We start from the raw sequence: 21,918 nt of genomic DNA, 5'->3' as shown, positions 1-21,918 counted from the left end.
CGCTGATGGCGCGGGTGCCACATTCCCGCCACATTCGCCCATCTAGCGTTTGAGGCGCATGTCGCACCCTAGATGTGGCACACCAGACGCCCGAAGTGCAGGGAAGCCACACTAAAAGCCTTTGTTTTATTGCTGTTTTCTGAAATTCGCCCACGTGCTAGCTTTGTTGAATAACAAATGAGACCCCACAAAAATCGGGGCTCACGAGGCAGTAAAGAGGCAGTGTCGTGACACGACGTATTAATCACCCCGCGTTGGCGGGCATTTTGCTATTGTTTACCCTTCTTCTCGCCGCGATTGCGCCGGCGCAGGTCAAAGCAGCGCCTTATGCTGCGATGGTCATGGATGCCCGCACGGGTGAGGTCTTGCATTCGCGCAATGCCGACACCCCGCTGCATCCGGCGTCTTTGACCAAAATGATGACGCTCTATATCGCGTTTCAGGCCGTTGAACGGGGCGAAATTGGGCTGGATGACATGGTGACGATAACGCCCCTCGCCGCGAATGAACCGCCCTCGAAACTCGGCCTTCGGTCCGGTCAGCGTATTCAGTTCCGTTATCTCATCCGTGCGGCCGCCATCAAATCCGCCAACGACGCCGCTACGGCCATCGGCATCGCACTAGAAGGCAACGAAGCCGCCTTTGCCCGCCGGATGACGGCCACAGCCCGCGCCATGGGCATGACCCGCACGACGTTCCGCAATGCCCATGGCCTGACCGAAGCAGGCCATATGTCCACCGCGCGCGACATGACGACCTTGGGCCGTCACATGATTTACGATTTCCCGCAGTATTATAACATCTTCTCGCGCCGTTCGACTGATGCCGGTGTCCGTGAGGTGGCGAACACCAATCGCCGCTTCCTCAACGCCTATCGTGGTGCGGATGGCATCAAGACTGGCTACACCCGTGCGGCGGGCTTTAACCTTGTGGCGTCTGCCGAACGGGGGCAGGAACGGATCATCGCGACGATGTTTGGGGGATCCTCCACCGCCGCCCGAAATGCCCGCGTGGCTGAGCTGATGGATATGGGTTTTGCCCGCGCGCCCAGCACCGCCCGCGTTGATCGCCCGCGCCCCGTAGGCCCTCAAGGGGCCGGAAGTGATGCCCCTGCCCCCGGCACAGCCGCGCGTACCGTCCGCGTGAATGGCCTTGTGGCGCGGTCACTGCGCCCACAGGCGCGTATGATTGAAACGCCTGACGATGCCCCGGCAGAGGTTCTTTTGGTCGACGCCGATGTCATTGAAAACGCGGTGAGCGAGGTTTTGCAGACCGCCGCCGCCCCAACAACCACAGCCGCCCCCCAGGCACGCCCCGGAGACGTCGTTCTGGCCGCTGTCCAACAAGCCAGCCCCGTGCCGACAGAACCTGAGGTCGTGACCCGCATTTCCACATCGGGCAGCCGTCTGTGGGGGATCAACGTGGGCCGCTATGCGTCACAATATCAAGCAGAACGGGTGTTGTTGCGCGTGGCGCTGAACGAGATGTCGACGCTGGATGGGTCGCTGCGCCGCGTCAACCGCTCCTCCCAAGGGTTTGATGCGAACTTTATGGGGCTGACGCGAGATGGTGCAGAATTGGCCTGCGCCCGCTTGCAAGCGCGCGGCACCACGTGTTTCATGATCGGGCCTGACTAACCCCAAAGGACCGATCCCATGCCCGCCGTTGTGACTGCCCCTGCCCGCCAGACTCTCAAGACCATATCCGGCGAGGTGGTCGAGGTGCACCGCATTCTGTGTGTGGGCAAAAACTACGCCGATCATGTGGCTGAGATGGGCGGCGATCCCAAAGCGGACCCGCCCTTGTTTTTCGACAAGCCGCCCAGCTGCGTTGTGCAAAGCGGCGCCACCATCCCCTATCCGCCCAACACCTCCGATCTGCATTTTGAGGCGGAGTTGGTTTTGGTCATCGGCACAGGTGGGGCCGAAATTGAAGAGGCCAGCGCGCTGGATCACGTCTATGGCTATGCGGTGGGCAACGATCTGACCCGACGAGACCTGCAAGGTCTGGCAAAAGGCAGCGGCACGCCGTGGTGCATGGCCAAGGGGTTCGACAATTCCGCTGTCATCGGCGCCGTTACGCCTGTCGCACAGGTCGGTCACCCGACCACCGGGGCAATCACCTGTCATGTCGATGGGGCGATGAAACAAGACGGCGATCTAAGTCAGATGATCTGGTCCGTGCCCGAGATTATCGCAACCCTGTCCCGCACAGTCACCTTGCAGCCGGGCGATGTCATCATGACGGGAACCCCTGCCGGGGTGGGGCCGCTGCAACGCGGGGAGACCTGCGTTTGTGCGGTCGAGGGGCTGGGAGAGGCTGTCGTGACGATTGCCGCCTGACGCCGCCAAAGGCGGGGCGCGTTATTCGAACGCTGCGGCCATCAACTCGCGGGTATAGTCTGTTTCGGGCCGTTCAAACACGGCCTCTGCCGCGCCTGTTTCAACCACGTCGCCGCGTTTCATCACCATCACCTTATGGGACAGCGCCCGCACGACCTTTAGGTCGTGACTGATAAACAGATAGGCCAACTGATGGCGACGTTGCAGATCGCGCAGCAAATCGACGATCTGCACCTGCACGGTCATATCCAACGCTGATGTGGGTTCATCGAGGACCACCAATTTGGGGCGCAAGATCATCGCGCGGGCAATGGCGATCCGTTGACGTTGGCCCCCTGAAAATTCGTGGGGATAGCGATCCATCAACGCAGGATCGAGGCCAACCTCTCGCATGATATCCGCCACCATCTCACGCGGGTTTTTGCCAGCCGCCGTGCCGTGGATGGTCAACCCTTCCGCGATGATCTGCTCAACGGTCATGCGCGGGCTTAGCGATCCGTAGGGGTCCTGGAACACGATCTGCATGTCTGACCGCAAGGGCCGCATTTGCCTGTCTCGGAACCCTTGGATGTCCTTACCCAGAAACACGATCCGCCCTTCGGACGAAATCAAACGCATCATCGCCAGCGCCAGTGTCGTCTTGCCAGACCCGGATTCGCCCACGACGCCCACGGTTTCACCCGCTCGGATCTGAAAACTGGCATCGTTGACGGCCTTCACATACCCCACAGTGCGACGCAGCAGCCCCGCCTGAATTGGAAACCAGATCTTGAGGTTCTGCGCCTCGGCCACGACGGGCGCGCCCTCGCGCACCGGATCGGGCAGGCCCACGCTTTCGGCTTCAAGCAACATGCGGGTGTAGGGGTGCTGCGGGTTGGCGAATATCTCAGCCGTGGGGCCGGTTTCGACGATTTCACCGTCTTTCATCACACAGACCCTGTCGGCAATTTTGCGAACGATGGTCAGGTCGTGGGTGATGAACAGAAGGCTCATCTTTAGGTCACGTTTCAGGTCAGCCAACAGATCGAGGATTTGTGCCTGAATCGTCACATCAAGCGCCGTCGTTGGTTCATCCGCGATCAGCAGTTCCGGCCCGTTGGCCAGCGCCATGGCGATCATCACACGCTGGCGCTGCCCGCCCGACAGCTGGTGTGGATACGACGTCAGCCGGTCTTCGGGGTCGCGGATGCCCACTTGGTTCAAAAGCTCAATAATCCGCGCGCGCACCTTTGCGCCGCGCAGGCCCTGATGCAGTTCGATGGATTCGCCCAGCTGTTTTTCGATGGTGTGCAGAGGGTTCAACGATGTCATCGGCTCCTGAAAGATAAAGCTGATGTCGTTGCCGCGCACCTTTTGCAGCTTTGCCTCAGACGCGCCGACCATCTGATCAGACCGATATTGGATCGACCCGCCAACCTTGGCGCTGTCGCCCAAAAGCTGCACCGTGGACAACGCCGATACCGATTTTCCGGACCCGGATTCACCGACCAGCGCAACGGTCTCCCCCTCGTCCACGTGAAAGGAGACGCCGCGCACGGCATGGACGGTTTGCCCGTCCTGCCTGAAATCCACGGTCAGGTCTTTGACGTCCAGAAGGCGGGTCATGAAAAGGTCTTTCTGGGGTCAAACGCATCCCGCACACCTTCAAAAATGAAGACCAGCAGGGACAGCATGATGGCAAAGGTGAAGAACGCGGTGAAGCCCAGCCACGGGGCCTGAAGGTTTTGTTTGGCTTGCAACGTCATCTCGCCCAGCGACGGGGCGGAGGATGGCAGGCCAAAGCCCAGGAAATCCAAGGACGCCAACGTAGCAATCGTGCCGGTGATGATGAAGGGCAGCATCGTGACGGTCGCCACCATGGCGTTGGGCAGCATATGGCGGAACATGATCGTGCGGTCGCGCACGCCCAGCGCCTTGGCCGCCCGCACGTATTCAAGGTTGCGCGCCCGCAAGAACTCCGCCCTGACAAGCCCCACCAAAGCGGGCCAGCCGAAAAGGATAGTGAGGAACACAAGGAGCCAGAACGAGCGCCCCAAGATCGCAAACAGGATGATGATCACGTAGATCGACGGGGTTGACCCCCAGATTTCCAACAACCGCTGAAACGTCAAATCGACCCAGCCACCGAAATATCCCTGCACTGCCCCGGCAATGATCCCGATGACTGAGGCCACCGAAGTCACGATGATGGTAAACAGGATCGACAACCGGAATCCGTGGATCACCCGCGCCACAACGTCCCGTTTGGTGTCATCCGTGCCCAGCCAGTTGTTCTCATCGGGGGCTGACGGCGCAACGCCCGGAATGTCGACGATCGTGTTGTAGCTGTAAGGGATGGGCGGCCAAAGCAGCCACCCCTTTTCGAACCCTTCCGCCTCAAGCGTGCCGGCATTGGCGGCGGCAATCAGATCTTCAGGTTCAAAAAAACAATCCTCAAGCCCGCCGGTTTCGATCAGACATTTGACCTCAATATCCTTGTATTCCGCTTCCGTGGGGAAATCGCCGCCAAAGGCCTGTTCGGAATAGAAGTTGAAAATCGGCATCCGCAGCTCACCGCGGTAACTGACAAGGATGGGTTTGTCGTTGGCCAGAAACTCCGCAAACAGCGACAACACAAAGAGGGTCAAGAAGATCCACAAGGACCAATAGGCCCGCCGGTTGCGTTTGAAATTTGTCCAACGGCGCTGGTTCAGCGGGGAAAGCGAAAGACGCCGCTTGCGCGCTGGCAATGCCTGCATGGAGGCCTCGGTGGTGTTGGCCATCTTACCCCCTCCTTTCGAAATCAATGCGCGGATCGATCAGCACATAGGTGATATCGGTAATGATCCCCACGACCAGTCCAACCAGAGAGAACGCAAAGAGCGTGCCAAAAATCACCGGATAGTCGCGCTGCAACGCGGCCTCAAACCCCAGCCGCCCCAGACCATCCAGCGAGAACAACGTCTCGATGATCAGCGATCCGCCGAAGAACACACCGATGAACAGCGCGGGGAAACCGGAAATTACGATCAGCATCGCATTGCGGAAGACGTGGCCGTACATCACGCGACGCTCTGGCAGGCCTTTGGCCTTGGCGGTGATGACGTATTGCTTTTTGATCTCATCGAGAAAGCTGTTCTTGGTCAGCAAGGTCAGCGTCGCAAAGGCGGAAATGGTTGATGCCAAAACCGGCAAGGCGATGTGGTGGAAATAATCCACGATCTTGCCCCAAGTGCTGAAGGTTTCCCAATCCGATGACGTCAGACCGCGCAGGGGAAACAGCCGCTTACAGGTCGGGTTGATGTCATAAAAGAACCGCGCATTGTCGCGCAGCCAGTCTGATATGCCAAAGCCAAAGCGGAAACAGTTGTTCGACGCAAACAGCACGATCAACAGGATTGCGAACAAGAACCCGGGGATCGCATAGCCCACGATAATTGCCCCAGATGTCCATGTGTCAAACGACGACCCGTCGCGCACGGCCTTGCGGATGCCAAGTGGTATCGAAATCAGATACGCAATCAGCGTGGACCACAAACCGAGGGTGATCGACACAGGCATCTTTTCCAGCACCAGATCCACCACAGACACCGACCTAAAATAGCTTTCGCCAAAATCGAACCGGACATAGTCCCACATCATCAGGAAAAACCGCTCCAGCGCAGGGATGGGGACGGCGCTGCATTCCTCGGCGCTCAGATCGGGCTCTCCGGTGAAGCCGTCTTCGCATGCGATGCGGGCGAAATTGAATTCAATCTCAAGTTGGTCCAGAAATTCCTGTGGCAAGCCGCGGGCGCCAACACTGTCGTTGCTTGTGTCCTCAACAATTTCAGATCCACCGCCTGAGATGCCTTCGAAGACGTCACCGCCCCCTTCAAGCTGGGCGATGATCTGTTCTACAGGGCCGCCCGGCACGAATTGAGTCAGTGAGAAATTGACGATCATGATCCCGAGCAATGTCGGGATCACCAAAAGCAATCGTCTGAGGATATAACTGCCCATTCAGCCTGTACCTTTACTGGTCTTCTTGAGGCCCATCACGATCCCCTACAGGGCACCCGATGCTTCAAGTTCGGCCGCTTTCTCTGCGTTGTACCACCAGAACGACAGGTTACCCAAGGCGAACGGAGGCAGCGGATCAGGATATTCGTACATATCGTAATACGCGACCGTGTGGGTCGATTTATACCACTGTGGCACCCAGAACCCTTTGGCCCGCAACACGCGATCAAGTGCATTCGTTGATGTCCGCAGATCATCCAAAGTACCCGCCGCAATGACACTGGTCATCAGACGGTCGATCGCTTCATCCTGAAGCCCCATGAGGTTTCGCGAACTGTCAGCTGCCGTTTCAGACCCGAACCACTGACGCATCCCGCTGCCAGGCTCAAACCCTTGGGTCATGGTGTGGGTGACAATGTCAAAATCAGACGGCGCGTTCAGACGTTCCACGTATTGCGCGAAATCCACACGGTTGAGGAACGCAGACACACCAAGTCGCTGAAGGTTTTCTACGTATGGGTTGATGATCCGATCAAACGACGGGGACGCAGAAAGGAATTCGACCTCCAGCAGCTGGCCGTCCTTGCGGCGCATGCCATCATCCCCAGTGATCCATCCGGCCTCATCCAACAGGGCCGAGGCGCGGCGCAGGTTGGCGCGGTCCGTGGGCCGACGTGCATCAGAGGTGGGTGGCAAGATCGCTTCGTCGGTGAGGATGGAGGCATCCAGCAGGCCTTCGTCTACAAGCGGCTGCAGCAGGGCGATCTCTCCCTCGGATGGGGCGCCTTGGGCCTGCAAATCGGCATTCTGCCAGAAGGATTCGACCCGGTCGTACAAGCCATAGAACAACGTGTCGTTTGACCATTCGAAGTTAAACATCAAACGCACCGCTTCGCGCACCCGCGGATCCTGGAATTTCTCATCACGCAGGTTGAAAATAAACGCCTGCGCGGACCCGATGGACCCATTCGGCAATTCTCGTGTCACGACAGCGCCGGATTCCACCCCCGGGAAGTCATAGCCCGTTGCCCACTGAAGGGACGAATTTTCATTGCGGAACGTGTATTCACCCGCCTTGAATGCCTCAAAGGAGGTCGATGCGTCGGTGAAATACTCATACCGGATGCGGTCAAAGTTGTTCTGCCCGACATTCAACGGATGATCGACGCCCCACCAATCGGGATCACGGGCGTAGATGACGTTCCGGTTGGTGTCGAAGCTTTCGATCACATAAGCGCCCGAGCCCATGAATGGCACATCCGTGCTCTCGTCTAGGCGCGCGCCGGTTTCTTCAAACCATGCTTTTGAAAAGACTGTCGTGCCGCCAGCAAAGCCCAGCACATCCCGACGCGGGGCGTCTTCGCTGAAGGTGAACTTGATCCGCAAGGTGTCCAAGACCTCAACCTCTTGGATGTATTGCGACACGACGGCCACATATTCTGGCAGGCCTTGCGTCATGAACAGGTTGTGGGTGTAGGCCACGTCCTCAGCCGTCATCGGGGTCCCATCTGCGAAGGTGATGTCGTCGCGCAGGTTAAAAATCACCCAGTCACGGCTTTCGGGAAATTCCATTGTGGTGCACAGATAACAATAGGATCCGTAGGGATCATCCGCTGTGCTGGCCAGAATGCTTTCGAACAGCAAGGTGGTGCCTGCTGCCGCTGCCCCCTCTCGGGTGAAGTTGTTAAAGGTATCAAACGTGCCCTGTGCCTGAACACTGATTTCCCCACCTTTGGGTGCATCTGGGTTGACGTAGTTCAGGTGCTCCATATCCGCGGGGTACATCAGTTCCCCAAAGTTGGAATAGCCATGGCTGATGGTGATGTTTTCGTGGCTGTCCGCACGCACCAATGTCGCAGCGCCGATGGCCAGAACAGACCCCGCAAGGAGCATCGCCCATTTCGGTGCCGTATTGGTTTTGACACGGGTTGCGGCTTGGGCAGGTCTACGCTGTGGCTTGGACATCGGGCACTCCTTTGAATTGGGTCTCACCCCTTTAACTTGAAGCTAAATCGCAGTTTGTCGAATGTTCAAGTTGAGATTGCGTGACATTGCCGTGATTACGCCTGATTTCCCAACAAAAAAGGCCGCCCCAAGGGACGGCCTTTGTCGTGTCTATCAGATCGCTTACTCGCCGATGGTGGCGAGGTAGGCAATGAGGTTTGCCCGATCTTCGATGCGGCGCATACCGTTGTAGCCCATTGCGGTGCCCGGTGCGTATGAGGACGGCTTTTCGAGGAAGGCGTTCAGCTCTTCCGCGGTCCAGACGTCGTTCACGGCAATCAGGTTGCCCGAATAGCCGTAGCCATCCACAGCCGCCACATCACGACCAACAATACCATACAGATGCGGGCCGACGCCGTTCACCCCATCTTCAAGCGCGTGACAGGCCGAACACGCGCGCCACTGGCTTTCTCCATCAGCGGCACTTGCGGCGGCATAAACCTCAGCGAAGGCGGGGCCTTCGTCGACTTCTTCTGCTGCGTCATCCGCAGACGCCACTTCGATGGTGTAGGACTGCGCATGATCGCCATGTCCATGACCGCCCGAGTGATAAATCCCTTCGGCGACCCAGCCGCCCAGCAAAAACACCAGCAGAGTGCCACACAGGCCGCCAAGTGCTTTGGTCAATGTCATTGTGTCGAACATGTCGCGTTCCATCTTGTTCCCGATTCAGACGCCGTGTATCCGCTTCCCACCCCTATGATCAAGGTGTAGCACCGCGACCAAATGCCCATTTTTTGCATTCGGTGCACATCGGTGCACACTGAGACATAAATCAGGGGGCAAACTGGGGGGGCGTCATGTCAAAATCTATCGCGTTTCAGGGAGAGCCTGGTGCCTACAGCCATCAAGCCTGCGTTGAGGCACGGCCCGATCACACGCCCCTGCCCTGCCCCACATTTGCCGCCGCAATTGAAGCCGTGCGCAAAGGGGACGCCGATCTGGGCATGATCGCCGTTGAAAATTCAACCTACGGACGCGTGGGCGATGTGCATACATTGCTGCCAAACAGCGGGCTGCACATCGTGGATGAGGCCTTCGTGCGGGTGCACATCAACCTGTTGGGCAAACCAGGGGCAAGCCTGGATCAAATTCGCACCGCCGCCGGGCACGTCGTGATTTTACCCCAATGCGGCAAGTTTCTGCGCGAAAAGGGCATTGCCCCAGTGGTCAGCCCAGACAACGCCCGCGCGGCGATGGATGTGGCAAATGGGGATGACATGACCGCAGGCGCGTTGGCGTCTGAAATGGCCGCAGACATCTACGGTCTCGACCTTCTGGCGCGCAACATCGAAGACCATGACCGCAACACCACACGGTTCCTGATCATGTCGCGGGAGCCGGATTTCAAACGGCGCGGCAATCACGGCATGGTCACCAGCTTCGTCTTCCGCGTGCGCAATATCCCCGCGGCCCTATACAAAGCGATGGGTGGGTTTGCGACCAATGGCGTCAACATGACCAAACTTGAAAGCTATATGGTCGGCGGACAGTTCACGGCGACCCAGTTCTACGCAGAGGTCGAGGGCCACCCCGATGATCGCAACGTCCAACTCGCCATGGAAGAGTTGGATTATTTCACCGATCACATCAAACTGATGGGCGTTTTTCCCGCCGCCCCGCGCCGCCATGAAGCGGCGAGTGATTAGGCGCGATACCGCTTTTCGATATCTTCGGCAAAATTGCCAACCGCCCCTTTGAACCGATTGTTCGTCTTTTGACGGGCAAACCGCAGGGACTGGAAGAACAACTTGGCAGGAATTGTCTTGGCCACAGCATCAAAAGAGACATTCAACCGTGTGCGGGCGGGGGAGAGGGGCACCAATTCCAGCTGAATTTCGGCATCCACGTTTTTGGAGGTCACACTGACCCCGATCAGGTTGGGTTTTTCGGCTTTTGTCACTTCAGCGGCGATCTTGCGTTCGACACCACGCATCATGAATTTGACGCGCCACTTGGCCCCCAGTCCATTCGCAGCCCCATCGGCAAGCCGTTGCACGTCAGCACCGCGCCGCATCACCGATCGTTCAAAAGACGCAAAATCGGTCAATTGATCGTATACAAATTCAATCGGTGCTTCGATGTCTTCACGCGCTTGTATGTCCATGATGATCTGCCTGTTCTGCCAGCCGTTTCGGGGCGATATTTTATCTGTGTTAATCTAACGTATTCGCCAGCCAGTTCTCTAGTAGAAAATGTGCAATGGCGCCTTTTCGGGCGGGTTTGATCGTCGGATGTTCCCCCTTTGAGGCCAGCATCATGTCCCCTCGTGTGACCCAGATCGCGTCCTCCAACTCCTCCGGATCGAGGGTGATTTTCGTCGTGGTCGCTTGCCCTGCGCACCCAATCATCAAAGAGGACGGAAACGCCCAAGGCTGGCTGGCAAGATACCTGACCTCGCCGACTTTGATGCCTGCCTCCTCAAACACCTCGCGGCGCACGGCGGCCTCGATCGTTTCCCCCGGTTCGACAAAACCCGCCAGCAGCGAATACATCCCCTCGGGCCAGCCGGGGGAGCGTCCGACAAGCACGTTGTCCCCATCGGTGATCAACATGATGACCACAGGATCGGTGCGCGGAAAATGCGATGTGCCGCAGGCCGCACAGCTGCGTCGCCACCCCGCGTCCGCGGCCTGACTTTCGGCACCACAGGCCGAACAGAACCGGTGGCTTTGGTGCCAACCCAGCACCGCCCGTGCGGTCGCCGCCAATTCAGCATCTCGCGCGGTCAGGGTCGTCATGATGGCCCGCAATTCAGCAAAAACAGCATCTCCGGTGGCTGGATGTTGCTGCAGCGTCGGGTCGAGGAACGTGTTCAGATCCTCTGCATCCGACAGATCAGGCGTCCACCGATCCAGTGAAAGCGCAAAAACAGGCCCGTCGTCATCCAGCCCCAGAAACAGCCGCACATCGCCCGCATCCGCCATCACCGGATGATCTAGCGGCACGCGCATCAGCGGCCCGCCCTCGTGTGTTGTCAGCACTTTGCCACGCCAAAAAACGAGGGCCCGCGTATCGCTTTGCGCGGCCAAACCTTCCGCCTTTGACCGTAAATGTGCGGCGCGGTTCAGGCCCGACCCGCCGAATGTCACTGTCTCTGCATGTTTCATGATCTGTGCGTTGCATGACCCGCCCGCGCGTGCAAGACCACTTCGCCCCCTTGCATCGGACCGCACCCGTTCGTATATGACGCCCGAGGGGTTGGCGCGGGCAAGTGCCTCGCCAACCTGGTCAGGTCCGGAAGGAAGCAGCCACAACGAGCCCCACTTGGGTCGATGTCCAACCTCTCACCCATATCGTCTTGCACCACAGCGCGGACGACATGGAACGACAAAGCGTAAGCACCGCTTTCGCGAGGTCGTCCAATAGGATAAACACCCTGACATGACAGATACCCTCGCCACCCTTGGCTGGACCCCTCATTTTGCGCGTCAGGTTGATCTGGACGATGACATGGCGCCCACACGGATCACTGCCGTGCATCGATCCCGTCTGGACGGGCTGCAGGCCTATGGAACTGTGTCGCTCTCACCCACCGCCGCTGCAGGGCTTTATGCCGTGGGCGATTGGGTCATCGCTACCGGGGCCGCCGCGTCCGAGCCATTGGACAGAACCACCGCAATCACCCGCCGCGCCGCGGGCGAAGAAAGCAAACCCCAGCTGATCGCCGCCAATGTCGACACCTTGGGCATCGTCACAAGCTGCAACGCAGACTTCAACGTGGCCCGCCTGGAACGCTATCTGGCCATGTGCGGCGCGTCGGGCTGCATGCCCTTGGTCATCCTGACCAAAGCTGATTTGGTGGACGACGTCAGCGACTACATCCGGCAGGCCGAACGCCTGTCCCCGCTGCTGACCGCCATCGCCATAAACGCCAAAGACGACGAAGACGTGGCCCGCCTTTCCCCTTGGTGCAGCAACGGGCAGACGCTGGCCTTGGTCGGATCCTCTGGGGTTGGCAAGACCACGATCCAGAACCGTCTGACGGGCCAGATCGACACGACGCAAGACATCCGGGAAGATGACGCAAAGGGTCGCCACACGACCACCAACCGCAACCTGCGGGCCACAACCACTGGCGGCTGGTTGATCGACACCCCCGGCATGCGGGAACTGCGTTTGGTCGACGCCGAAGAAGGGGTCGAAGATGTCTTTGGGGACATCACCGACCTTGCCGCCCAGTGCAAATTCAACGATTGCGCCCATCAGACCGAGCCGGGCTGCGCCGTGCGCGCAGCGATCGAAGCCGGGGATCTGGACGCGGACCGGCTGGAACGGTGGCGCAAGCTGGAACGCGAAAACCGGTTCAACACGGCCACGGTGGGCGAAAATCGCGCCCACATGAAGCGGCTTCAAAAGATGTATAACGAAGGCAAGGAACGCGGGGCCGCGAAACGGCGGCGCTAGTGGCCGCTCGTTTGTGATGCCCAATCAAACTGCGCATCGCGTTCCACCGCACAGGGCCGCACCGCGCGCAGACGTGCAAGTGCGGCATCCGGCGCCTCACCCGCTTCGACCATCAGCCGCAAAGCGACCATACCGGATCGACCGCAGCCACCAAAACAATGGGACAGCACGCGCCCACCCTCTTTGAGGAGTGTATGCGCCTGCGCCGAGACCTCGTGCCATTGGTGTCGGATCGTGGCATCCGGTGCGCCAAAATCCACAATCGGCAAGTGATGCCAAGCGATGCCCACAGCCTCTAGGTCATGGCCAAACGACGACGCCCCCATTCTGTCCATCTCGCTTTGGGTGGTCATCGTCAAAACCAGGTGAGGCGCCCAGTGCAAAAGCGTGGACAGGTCTGTTTCATAATCTCCAGACCTGCCCGGAACGGGCGACACGGCAATCAACCCCGCACCAAGGGAAAGGACATGTATTCCAAAGTCAGACAATGCCGTCCTCCACCACTTGGCCCGGACGCGCGGCGGCCCATTCGCGCAAAAACGCGCGGATTGCAGGATCACCTGATGCCTCAATCCCCTTGCGCGGCAGCGCCACACCATGATCCAGCGCAAGCTGCAAACAGCCGATATAATCCCCCTTTGCACGCGTCGGGTTCATATCCGCCCCATGCAGGATGGTTGAAAACAAAGTGCCACCATACCCGTTGATGTGGGACAAATCAGGCTTCAGAGACAGGAAATACCCCATCACATCAGGCAGGCCTGACCATCCGGCCACCTGCACAGGCGTCAGACCTTCGGCATCCGGACGGTCCCATTCAAGGCCAATGGCAATCAGCGCCTTCACGTGGTCGGTTTTGCCAGGCAGATGAACAATCTCGCGCAGGATGTTGCGATAGGCCTCGGGCAAGGTATCGGGGTTGATGAAACCGTCGGGCACATGCCCCAGCGCCGCCGCAGCCAACATGGCCTCATCAGGTGTCAAATCCGCCGAAATTCCCCTGTCGGTCAGTTTCTCAACAAGGGTGTGATTGCCAAATACGCTGGCAAACGCAAAGACACTGTGCCCCTGCCATGTCGCATTCGGGTCAGCCCCATGAGCCAGCAAAACGTCCAACACGGGGGCGGAATTCATCCGCCGCGCCGCCTGATGCAAGACTGGCACGCCCGATTGCATCCCTGTTCCGGATTGCCACGCATCCGTGCCAGCAGACAGGTCCGCGCCCGCCTCAATCAGCAGTGTCACCATGTCGACGTCGTCAAAATCCATCGCGCGCGGCAGGGCATTCGTGCCATCCACCGTCGCACCGTATTTCAGCAACAACGCCACGCCTTGCGCGTGCCCCAACTCCGTCGCGTGATACAGGCTTTCGTTGTCATCGGGGGTAGCGCCATGATCCAGCAACCATTCCGCAAGGGGGAGATTGCCCGCATGTCCCAAGGCCCAATACAGCGGGGACAATGCAGCTCCTTCATCAAAACTGGGCGCATTCACATCCGCGCCATGATCCACCAGCAACTGTGCAATGGCGGTCATCTGGTCCAGACGCTCTGCGCTTTCCCGCCATAGCGGCGATTTACACAAATGAATGAAAGGCAGCCAAGGTCCAGCAGGGGTGATTGCCGCGCGGGGATCCTGCGACAGCGTCTTCCGCACAGCATCCACGTCATAAAGCGCACAAAGCAGCCCAAAGTGGCCATGCGCCAAGTCCGGCGTCGCCTTCAACAGTTGATGTACGTCCTCAAGGCACCCGAAATGCAGCGCCTTATTCAAATGCTGCAAGGCGTGATCAAGATGGGAGGGGGTGTCCGACACGGCGCGCGCGACCTTCTTTTGCACACAACGCTACCCCGCCCCCTCGCCCCCAGCAAGGCGTCTGCTATATCTCATTGTATGGGAAAATCAGAAGACCTCGCCGAGGACCGCACCGATTGGGCCGAAGACCGCACGTTGATGGCCAATGAACGCACCTTTGCCAGCTGGACAGGCGGCGGCATGGGCGCGATAGGTCTGGCCCTCGCGTTCAAGGCCGTGTTCGGGGATTTCGAGCCCTCCATCGTGGCCCGTATCGTGGCACAAATCCCGTTGATCGCGGCCATTGTGCTGTTTTGGTCGGCGCGCAGCAAAGCCTGCCACACCATACACCGTCTGAATGAACGGACGGTTCAGGGCGCCTCTACCGCGACGCTTACAGTCATCACCATATTGATGACCGCAACCGCCATCGGCGCAGGCTTCATTCTTTGGTTTGTCTAGTGGACGCCCCGCTGGCCCGCGCATAGTCTAGCGAAATGACCGAATCCGACGCCCCCCAAGATCGAACCCAGTACCAAGTCCTCGCCCGCAAGTACCGCCCCGAGACCTTTGCCGATCTCGTGGGGCAGGACGCCATGGTGCGGACGCTGAAAAACGCCTTTGCCGCTGATCGTATCGCGCAGGCGTTCATCATGACCGGCATCCGCGGGACGGGTAAAACCACCACAGCCCGCATCATCGCCAAGGGCATGAACTGCATCGGGCCGGACGGAAATGGTGGCCCAACCACGGAACCCTGCGGTCAATGCGAACATTGCGTGGCCATCATGGAAGGCCGCCATGTGGACGTGATGGAGATGGACGCCGCATCCCGTACAGGCGTAGGTGACATCCGCGAAATCATCGAAAGCGTGCATTACCGCGCGGCCTCGGCCCGCTATAAGATCTACATCATCGACGAAGTTCACATGCTGTCGACCAGCGCGTTCAACGCGCTGTTGAAAACGTTGGAAGAACCCCCCGCCCACGTCAAATTCATCTTTGCGACCACGGAAATCCGAAAGGTCCCCGTGACGGTGTTGTCGCGCTGCCAACGGTTTGACTTACGTCGCATCGAACCCGAGGACCAGATCGCCCTGTTGCGTAAAATCGCCACCTCCGAAGGTGCCGAAATTACCGATGACGCCCTGGCCCTGATCACCCGCGCCGCCGAAGGCTCCGCCCGGGATGCGCAATCGCTGCTGGATCAGGCTATTTCTCACGGTGCGGGTGAAACCACCGCAGAACAAGTGCGCGCCATGCTGGGCCTGGCCGACCGTGGACGCGTGCTGGACCTGTTCGACATGATCCTCAAAGGCCAAGCCGCCGAGGCCCTGCGAGAACTGTCCAGTCAATATGCAGACGGCGCCGATCCCATGGCGATCCTGAGGGATCTGGCCGAGATTGCCCATTGGGTCAGCGTTATCAAAATCACCCCCGATGCCGCCGAAGACCCCACTGTCGGCCCTGACGAACGCACCCGTGGCGCAGATATGGCCGAGGCCTTGCCAATGCGTGTGCTGACGCGGCTGTGGCAAATGCTGTTGAAGGCATTGGAAGAGGTTTCCATGGCGCCCAATGCGATGATGGCCGCTGAAATGGCCGTGATCCGCCTGACCCATGTGGCCGACCTGCCCAGCCCGGAAGAACTGGTGCGCAAACTGGACGGTCAAACACCGCCTCCGCCGGCGGGCGGCGGTGGGTCACGTCCAGCCCCCACATCACAACACACCCATGCACAAGGCACCCCGACGCAAACGCACGCGGGCCCCGCTGGCACCACAATGTCCGCAGGCAACACCGCCGTGGCTGTCGCGGCTGAGGAGGCCTTGTCTCATTACCCAACGTTCGATCACGTGGTCGAACTGATCCGCCGCCACCGCGACGCCAAACTGCTCGTCGATGTTGAAGACGGCGTGCGCCTGGCCGCCTATCAACCCGGTCGCATTGAATTCGAACCTGGCCCCAACGCCCCCCAAAACCTCGCCCAACGGCTGGCCAGCCGCCTGCAAGCTTGGACAGGCAACCGTTGGGCCGTGACGCTGGTAAATGAGGGCGGCGCACCGACGATTGCCGAAATCCGCGACGCCGAAGAAAACGCGCTCAAGGAAAAAGCAACCGCACTGCCCCTCGTTCAGGCTGTGCTGCAACACTTCCCCAGCGCCAAGATCACAGACATCCGCACCCCCAAAGCCCTCGCCGCCGAGGCCGAGGCCGACGCCCTCCCCGAGGTCGACGAAGAATGGGACCCGTTCGAGGACAGCTAGCCGCCGCTTGCGGCTCCGCACTGCGCCGCCTATCTAAAGCACAACGATATTCAGGAGACAGACAAGATGTTCAAAGGACTAGGTGGCCTTGGCGATATGGCCGGCATGATGAAAAAGGCTCAGCAGATGCAAACCGATATGGCCGCCCTGCAAGAAGAGCTTCACACGATGATGGTCACCGGCGAAAGCGGCGCGGGCCTCGTGAAGGCGACCGCAACTGCCAAAGGCGAACTCAAAGCCCTCGACATCGACCCGTCCATCTTCAACGGCGACGACAAAGAAGTGGTCGAAGACCTGATCCTGGCCGCCATCAAAGACGCCCAATCCAAAGCCTCCGAAAAAGCGCAGGAAGAAATGGCAAAGCTGACCGAAGGCCTCGGGCTTCCGGCAGATATGAAACTGCCGTTCTAACCCCCGCGTGAGCCAGGCCCCAAAAGACATCGACGCGCTGATTGACCTGATGGCCCGCCTGCCCGGCCTCGGCCCCAGATCGGCGCGTCGGGCTGTGCTGCATCTGATCAAGAAACGCGGCCAACTCCTCTCCCCTTTGGCCGATGCCATGACGACAGTGGGCGCAACCGCCCGTGAATGTCTCAACTGCGGCAACATCGGAACCTCTGACATCTGCGATATCTGCGCCAGCGAAAAACGCAGCATCGGACAAATCTGCGTTGTCGAAGACGTGGCCGACCTTTGGGCGATGGAGCGGGCCGGCGTCTTCAAGGGTCGCTATCACGTGCTTGGCGGCACTCTGTCAGCCCTCGACGACATCGGCCCTGATGAATTGCGCATCCCCAAACTGCGCGACCGCGTGACCACCGAAGGTGTGACCGAGGTCATCCTTGCCCTCGGCGCCACAATCGACGGCCAGACCACAGCGCACTACATTGCCGACGAACTGCAAGGCGTGCAGGTGACGTCGCTCGCACAAGGCGTGCCTGTGGGCGGCGAACTCGATTATCTCGATGATGGCACCATCACAGCAGCCCTCAACGCCCGAAAATCTGTGTAACACCCGTTTCTTTGGGTCAAAAATACCTCCGCCGGAGGCACCCATCCAGCGCGCCTATCGATAACCGATGCCAGTAAACCGGCTGTCCCTCGCGCCCATCAAATCAAACAGAAAAGCAAAACCGCCCGGGCCAAAGGCCGGGGCGGTTTTTCAATTTCACACCACTTGCGAAGATCAATCTTCGTCGTCACCGTCATCATCGGGCAAGTTAAAGAACGTATCGGCGTCTGGCACCGATGTGTCCTCTTCCGGCTCTGGTGCGTCGGACAGCGTAAACGTCTCAAGACCCGCCATGCCAGCAGGGATCTTGGGCTCTGCATCCATACCGAGGCTCTGTTCCGTCGACACCAGCTTACGCCGTTCATCATCAGACATTACGCCGCCCTCTTTGGCCTTCTTGGCGTTGGCCTTTTGTACAGCCGCATCCAACTCGGATTGTTTGCACAGGCCCAGCGCCACAGGGTCAATCGGTTCGATGTTGTTGATGTTCCAATGGGTGCGTTCACGGATCGCCTGAATGGTAGGCTTCGTCGTGCCCACCAGCTTGGAGATCTGACCATCGCTCAGCTCTGGGTGGAACTTCACCAGCCAATAGATCGACGCAGGCCGGTCCTGGCGCTTGGAGAGGGGCGTGTAGCGCGGGCCGCGACGTTTTTCCTCGCCAGCCGAGGCGGGGTTGTACAGCAATTTCAGCTTGTGGGACGGATCAGCCTCAGCTTTGTCGATCTCTTCCTGGGTCAGCTGCTTGTTGGCGATCGGGTCAAACCCTTTGACGCCGGTTGCCACGTCACCATCCGCGATGCCTTGCACTTCCAATTCGTGCAGCCCGCAAAAATCTGCGACCTGTTTGAAGGTGATCGTCGTGTTGTCACACAGCCAGACTGCGGTTGCTTTGGCCATGATGGGCAGGTTCTGAGCCATCTGCTTTCTCCTATCAATAGACACGCCTTCCCTACACCCTTAAATGGGCAGACCGTTTCAGGCCGGGTTCACGTTGTCGGGGAACTTGAGACGTATATAGTCGGGCCAACGCCACATGGAAAGACCCCAAATGCGCAGCCTTATTGCCCTTCTGATCACCCTTGCCCTGCCCGCCACATCCCACGCCCAAGACAGGGCGGGGGACTTCGACTACTACGTCCTGGCGCTGTCATGGTCACCCACCTGGTGCGCCCTCGAAGGCGATGATCGGGGTTCACCGCAATGCGATGCGGATGCAGATTTCGGGTGGGTGCTGCATGGGCTTTGGCCACAATATGAACGTGGTTGGCCATCCGATTGCAGGCACAGCTTTCGCAACCCCTCGCGCAGTGACACGGCGGCCCAGGCAGATCTTTATGGGTCCTCCGGTTCAGCATGGCATCAGTGGAACAAACACGGGTCGTGTTCTGGCCTCAGCCCCGATGATTTCTATGACCTCTCACGTGAGGCCTACAGCCGGATCACACGGCCAGAGGTCTTCCGCCGCCTGACCGATCCCGTGACCTTGCCCGCGTCCCTGATCGAAGAGGCATTCATGCGCGACAACGATGGGCTGGATGCAGACGAAATCACCATCACCTGCCGGTCCGGCCGCATCCAGGAGGCCCGCATCTGCCTGACCCGCGATTTGGAACTGCGACATTGCGGATCCGACGTCATCCGCGATTGCAGTTTGGACGACGCGCTGTTTGATCCGGTGAGGTAAGGTTTTGAAGACTCGCCAGATCGTTGATTGAAAGTTAACGTAAGGTCAATTCAACAAGGAATTGACCATGGCAGACGACAACACACCAGACGAAATGCCCCCAAAGGCCCCACCGTATGCCACCAATACATTGGTGAAAGACGGCGACATCCGCATCCTTGCCTGGGTTGGCGGCGGGGCGATGGGGGTTCTGGTCTTGTTTGGCCTTGTGCTGGGTCAAACCGGTCTGATTGATTTTCCCCACCTGAACCGATCAGAAGACTTGGGCGAATATTACGTTGACACCTTGATCTACCGCGAACGTCGCGTGGCGCTGGCGCTGGTGATGCGCACGTTCATCACCGGGTTTTCCTTCGTTGTCGGGCTGGCCCTGTGCACCATGGGTGGATTGTTCATCTTGCGGCAGGTGACATCGCTGACAACCATTTCCGGCAGCATGGGTGGCGGCCCCAACGCCCTGTCCGCTTTGTCGGACGGCGAAGATGCGGCCAAGACGTTGAAAGAAAGCCAGTTTGCGTTTTCCTCATACTCGCCCGGGGTCTTGTTCATGCTGGGTGGCGTCCTTGTCATGGGCATCACACAGGCCCTCGCCATCCCGATCAAATCTATTGAGGTCGTCCCCCCCGGTGCTACCGCATGGTGCCTGACGGAAGAGGGCGGGACCTATGAGATATGTCGTGCCGATGTCGAAACGGAAGACGCTGTGTCCCCCCCGACCACGCCTGACCGGGCGACACCCCAGCCGCCCGCCTTTGAACCCGTCGCAACGGGGGAAGAGGAATGAGGATCGAACCGGTCGCCTTTTTACTCGTCATGGTTCCCATGATGGTTCCAGCACAACCCACAGAGCTGTGTCAGCCGACCGAGGCGGGCCTTTACACACAAGACTGCATTGATGACCTACGACAGCGCCCGCTGCGTGCGGCTGCAACGCAGGCGCGTCGGACGTGCGATCAGGTCGCGTCTCAACTCAATGGTCAGCCCTATTTTGTCCAACATCTGGGCAATGCGGAGGTCGGAACGCTCTGTCATGTCGCGCCCCTTGATCTTGGCTCAGACGATGCATCCGGTTTGCTTGCGCAACTCGATGCCTTCAACGGGGACGACGACAATCCGGCGCTGCCGAATGGCAACAATCCGACGAACTGGCAAAATGTCGTGCCCGAAGACATTGCCGCCCTCCAGGCGTTCTTGGATGGCTATGACCCCACCATCGGCTTCCCGCAGATCGGCGGCACCGGTGAGGCCATCGTGGTTGAGGCCCCCTCTTATTCAAATCAGGGCGTCTTTGTTGATCCTGTCGACGTCCAGCAGTTCAAATTTGTAGACTCGGTTGGTGACAGCACCATCTATCGCGCCACGCCCGAGGTCCGCTTGCTGATCGACAATGCAACAAACCAACTGCTTGAGATGGACATCCTACGCTAGGCGACCTTCAAAACGATTTTGCCAATGTGTTGACTGCTTTCCATTCGCGCGTGGGCGGCAGCGGCCTCGGTCAAGTCAAATTCAAGGTCCATCACGGGGGCAATGCGCCCCGCCGCAATCAAGGGCCAAACGTGGTCGCGCAGTTGCGATGCGATGTCTGCCTTGGCCTGATCGTTTTGCGGCCGCAGGGTTGAACCGGTAATCGTCAACCGCCGCATCATCACCTGCGCAAAATTCAACTCAACCTTGGGTCCCTGCAAAAAAGCGATCTGCACAAGGCGTCCATCGTCGGCCAAAGCGCGGACGTTGCGGGGCAGATAATCCCCGCCCACCATATCGAGGATCAGGTTCGCGCCGCCCGCCTGTTTCATCATCTCGACGAAATCGTCCGCGCGGTAATTCACGGCAACCTCTGCACCCAGATCACGGCACACCGCGCATTTGTCATCCGAACCTGCGGTCGTGAACACCCGTGCGCCCATCACATCGGCCAGTTGAATGGCCGTTGTGCCGATGCCAGACGATCCACCATGGACCAAGAACCGCTCCCCCGCCTTTAAGCCGCCACGCATGAAGACGTTGGACCAGACGGTGAAAAACGTCTCGGGCAGGCAGGCGGCCTGTTTCAGGGTCAACCCGTCCGGGACGGGCAAACAATGCGCGGCAGGGGTCGCTGCGTATTCTGCATACCCACCGCCGGGCAAAAGCGCACAGACGTGATCGCCAAGGGCCAGATCGGTGACCCCTGTCCCGACGTCAACAACCTCGCCCGAGGCCTCAAGCCCAGGAAGATGGCTTGCCCCCTTGGGCGGGGCATAACTGCCCGCGCGCTGTAGGGCATCAGGGCGATTCACCCCAGCATAGGCAATTTTCAAAACCACCTGCCCATGTCCAGCAACGGGCAAAGGCCGCACGGTTTCGGCCAAAACCTCCGGGCCGCCGGGTTTCGTAATTTCAATGGCGCGCATGGTATCGGACATCTGTCACCCTCTTGTC

22 protein-coding genes and 1 other RNA gene are annotated in these 21,918 nt (G+C 59.2%); 12 read left to right on the top strand and 11 right to left on the bottom strand.

Features of this window, described 5'->3' with window-relative positions; translation table 11 throughout:
- Nucleotides 1-227 precede the first annotated feature (227 nt).
- Together PSJ8397_RS14105 and PSJ8397_RS14100 are read left to right on the top strand one after the other, a co-directional pair.
- Entirely contained in the window at nucleotides 228-1,637 is a 1,410-nt protein-coding gene (locus PSJ8397_RS14105; protein ID WP_085865267.1) for a D-alanyl-D-alanine carboxypeptidase family protein, read from the top strand.
- Nucleotides 1,638-1,655: 18 nt separating this feature from the next.
- Nucleotides 1,656-2,342, top strand: a complete 687-nt coding sequence (locus PSJ8397_RS14100) for a fumarylacetoacetate hydrolase family protein (protein WP_085865266.1) — start codon at nucleotides 1,656-1,658, stop codon at nucleotides 2,340-2,342.
- Nucleotides 2,343-2,363: 21 nt separating this feature from the next.
- Here PSJ8397_RS14100 and PSJ8397_RS14095 read toward each other — a convergent pair whose 3' ends face one another.
- From PSJ8397_RS14095 to PSJ8397_RS14075, 5 genes are all read right to left on the bottom strand, one after another.
- Nucleotides 2,364-3,947, bottom strand: coding sequence for an ABC transporter ATP-binding protein (locus PSJ8397_RS14095; protein WP_085865265.1), 1,584 nt, complete (start codon nucleotides 3,945-3,947; stop codon nucleotides 2,364-2,366).
- On the bottom strand, nucleotides 3,944-5,104 hold the full coding sequence (locus PSJ8397_RS14090) for an ABC transporter permease (protein ID WP_143515485.1): 1,161 nt from the start codon (nucleotides 5,102-5,104) through the stop codon (nucleotides 3,944-3,946). Before PSJ8397_RS14090 ends, PSJ8397_RS14095 begins: the two co-directional genes overlap by 4 nt.
- Nucleotide 5,105: 1 nt before the next feature.
- The gene (locus PSJ8397_RS14085) at nucleotides 5,106-6,323 is read right to left on the bottom strand and encodes a microcin C ABC transporter permease YejB (RefSeq protein ID WP_085865264.1); all 1,218 of its coding nucleotides are present in this window, start codon (nucleotides 6,321-6,323) and stop codon (nucleotides 5,106-5,108) included.
- 45 nt (nucleotides 6,324-6,368) lie between these two features.
- Complete coding sequence (locus PSJ8397_RS14080; protein WP_085865263.1) at nucleotides 6,369-8,288, bottom strand: extracellular solute-binding protein; 1,920 nt, start codon at nucleotides 8,286-8,288, stop codon at nucleotides 6,369-6,371.
- A gap of 162 nt (nucleotides 8,289-8,450) precedes the next feature.
- On the bottom strand, nucleotides 8,451-8,972 hold the full coding sequence (locus tag PSJ8397_RS14075; protein ID WP_085865408.1) for a c-type cytochrome: 522 nt from the start codon (nucleotides 8,970-8,972) through the stop codon (nucleotides 8,451-8,453).
- Between the two features lie 155 nt (nucleotides 8,973-9,127).
- Between PSJ8397_RS14075 and PSJ8397_RS14070 the strand changes: the two genes are divergently transcribed.
- Nucleotides 9,128-9,976 (top strand): prephenate dehydratase, encoded by an 849-nt coding sequence (locus tag PSJ8397_RS14070; RefSeq protein WP_085865262.1) that lies wholly within the window; start codon nucleotides 9,128-9,130, stop codon nucleotides 9,974-9,976.
- Here PSJ8397_RS14070 and PSJ8397_RS14065 read toward each other — a convergent pair.
- A complete protein-coding gene (locus tag PSJ8397_RS14065) occupies nucleotides 9,973-10,434 on the bottom strand; it encodes an SRPBCC family protein (RefSeq protein WP_085865261.1) in 462 nt (153 codons plus the stop codon). The two genes, PSJ8397_RS14070 and PSJ8397_RS14065, sit on opposite strands and share 4 nt — an antisense overlap.
- Before the next feature lie 49 nt (nucleotides 10,435-10,483).
- The gene (nudC, locus tag PSJ8397_RS14060) at nucleotides 10,484-11,437 is read right to left on the bottom strand and encodes an NAD(+) diphosphatase (RefSeq protein WP_085865407.1); all 954 of its coding nucleotides are present in this window, start codon (nucleotides 11,435-11,437) and stop codon (nucleotides 10,484-10,486) included.
- Between the two features lie 84 nt (nucleotides 11,438-11,521).
- Here nudC and ffs point away from each other — a divergent pair.
- Nucleotides 11,522-11,620, top strand: an RNA gene (gene ffs / locus PSJ8397_RS14055) — signal recognition particle sRNA small type.
- Nucleotides 11,621-11,711: 91 nt separating this feature from the next.
- On the top strand, nucleotides 11,712-12,734 hold the full coding sequence (gene rsgA, locus PSJ8397_RS14050; protein ID WP_085865260.1) for a ribosome small subunit-dependent GTPase A: 1,023 nt from the start codon (nucleotides 11,712-11,714) through the stop codon (nucleotides 12,732-12,734).
- Here rsgA and PSJ8397_RS14045 read toward each other — a convergent pair.
- Both PSJ8397_RS14045 and PSJ8397_RS14040 read right to left on the bottom strand, forming a co-directional pair.
- A complete protein-coding gene (locus tag PSJ8397_RS14045) occupies nucleotides 12,731-13,087 on the bottom strand; it encodes a protein-tyrosine phosphatase family protein (protein WP_306372146.1) in 357 nt (118 codons plus the stop codon). The two genes, rsgA and PSJ8397_RS14045, sit on opposite strands and share 4 nt — an antisense overlap.
- A 127-nt stretch (nucleotides 13,088-13,214) precedes the next feature.
- Nucleotides 13,215-14,549, bottom strand: coding sequence for an ankyrin repeat domain-containing protein (locus PSJ8397_RS14040; RefSeq protein ID WP_085865258.1), 1,335 nt, complete (start codon nucleotides 14,547-14,549; stop codon nucleotides 13,215-13,217).
- A gap of 78 nt (nucleotides 14,550-14,627) precedes the next feature.
- On the opposite strand from PSJ8397_RS14040, the gene PSJ8397_RS14035 reads away from it, so the two are divergent.
- From PSJ8397_RS14035 to recR, 4 genes are all read left to right on the top strand, one after another.
- A complete protein-coding gene (locus tag PSJ8397_RS14035; RefSeq protein WP_085865257.1) occupies nucleotides 14,628-14,990 on the top strand; it encodes a DUF202 domain-containing protein in 363 nt (120 codons plus the stop codon).
- A 35-nt stretch (nucleotides 14,991-15,025) separates the two neighbouring features.
- Nucleotides 15,026-16,795, top strand: a complete 1,770-nt coding sequence (locus tag PSJ8397_RS14030) for a DNA polymerase III subunit gamma/tau (RefSeq protein ID WP_085865256.1) — start codon at nucleotides 15,026-15,028, stop codon at nucleotides 16,793-16,795.
- Between the two features lie 66 nt (nucleotides 16,796-16,861).
- Nucleotides 16,862-17,206 carry a YbaB/EbfC family nucleoid-associated protein gene (locus PSJ8397_RS14025; protein ID WP_085865255.1) on the top strand — a complete coding sequence of 115 codons (345 nt, stop codon included), beginning with the start codon at nucleotides 16,862-16,864 and terminating at the stop codon, nucleotides 17,204-17,206.
- Nucleotides 17,207-17,213: 7 nt separating this feature from the next.
- Nucleotides 17,214-17,807, top strand: a complete 594-nt coding sequence (gene recR, locus PSJ8397_RS14020; protein ID WP_085865254.1) for a recombination mediator RecR — start codon at nucleotides 17,214-17,216, stop codon at nucleotides 17,805-17,807.
- Between the two features lie 174 nt (nucleotides 17,808-17,981).
- Here recR and PSJ8397_RS14015 read toward each other — a convergent pair whose 3' ends face one another.
- Nucleotides 17,982-18,728 (bottom strand): DUF1013 domain-containing protein, encoded by a 747-nt coding sequence (locus PSJ8397_RS14015; RefSeq protein ID WP_085865253.1) that lies wholly within the window; start codon nucleotides 18,726-18,728, stop codon nucleotides 17,982-17,984.
- Nucleotides 18,729-18,843: 115 nt separating this feature from the next.
- On the opposite strand from PSJ8397_RS14015, the gene PSJ8397_RS14010 reads away from it, so the two are divergent.
- From PSJ8397_RS14010 to PSJ8397_RS14000, 3 genes are all read left to right on the top strand, one after another.
- A complete protein-coding gene (locus PSJ8397_RS14010) occupies nucleotides 18,844-19,494 on the top strand; it encodes a ribonuclease T2 family protein (RefSeq protein ID WP_085865252.1) in 651 nt (216 codons plus the stop codon).
- Between the two features lie 67 nt (nucleotides 19,495-19,561).
- The gene (locus PSJ8397_RS14005) at nucleotides 19,562-20,278 is read left to right on the top strand and encodes a hypothetical protein (RefSeq protein ID WP_085865251.1); all 717 of its coding nucleotides are present in this window, start codon (nucleotides 19,562-19,564) and stop codon (nucleotides 20,276-20,278) included.
- Nucleotides 20,275-20,922 (top strand): hypothetical protein, encoded by a 648-nt coding sequence (locus tag PSJ8397_RS14000; RefSeq protein WP_143515484.1) that lies wholly within the window; start codon nucleotides 20,275-20,277, stop codon nucleotides 20,920-20,922. The genes PSJ8397_RS14005 and PSJ8397_RS14000 overlap by 4 nt, the downstream gene beginning before the upstream one ends.
- On the opposite strand, the gene PSJ8397_RS13995 is transcribed toward PSJ8397_RS14000, so the two are convergent.
- Nucleotides 20,919-21,902 (bottom strand): NAD(P)H-quinone oxidoreductase, encoded by a 984-nt coding sequence (locus PSJ8397_RS13995; protein ID WP_085865249.1) that lies wholly within the window; start codon nucleotides 21,900-21,902, stop codon nucleotides 20,919-20,921. The genes PSJ8397_RS14000 and PSJ8397_RS13995 overlap by 4 nt on opposite strands.
- Between the last annotated feature and the right edge of the window lie 16 nt (nucleotides 21,903-21,918).

Source organism: Pseudooctadecabacter jejudonensis, assembly GCF_900172275.1.
In the GTDB taxonomy this organism is placed as follows: domain Bacteria; phylum Pseudomonadota; class Alphaproteobacteria; order Rhodobacterales; family Rhodobacteraceae; genus Octadecabacter; species Octadecabacter jejudonensis.
The sequence above is the reverse complement of the archived record's forward strand: the minus strand, read 5'-3'. Positions and strand labels throughout refer to the sequence as shown.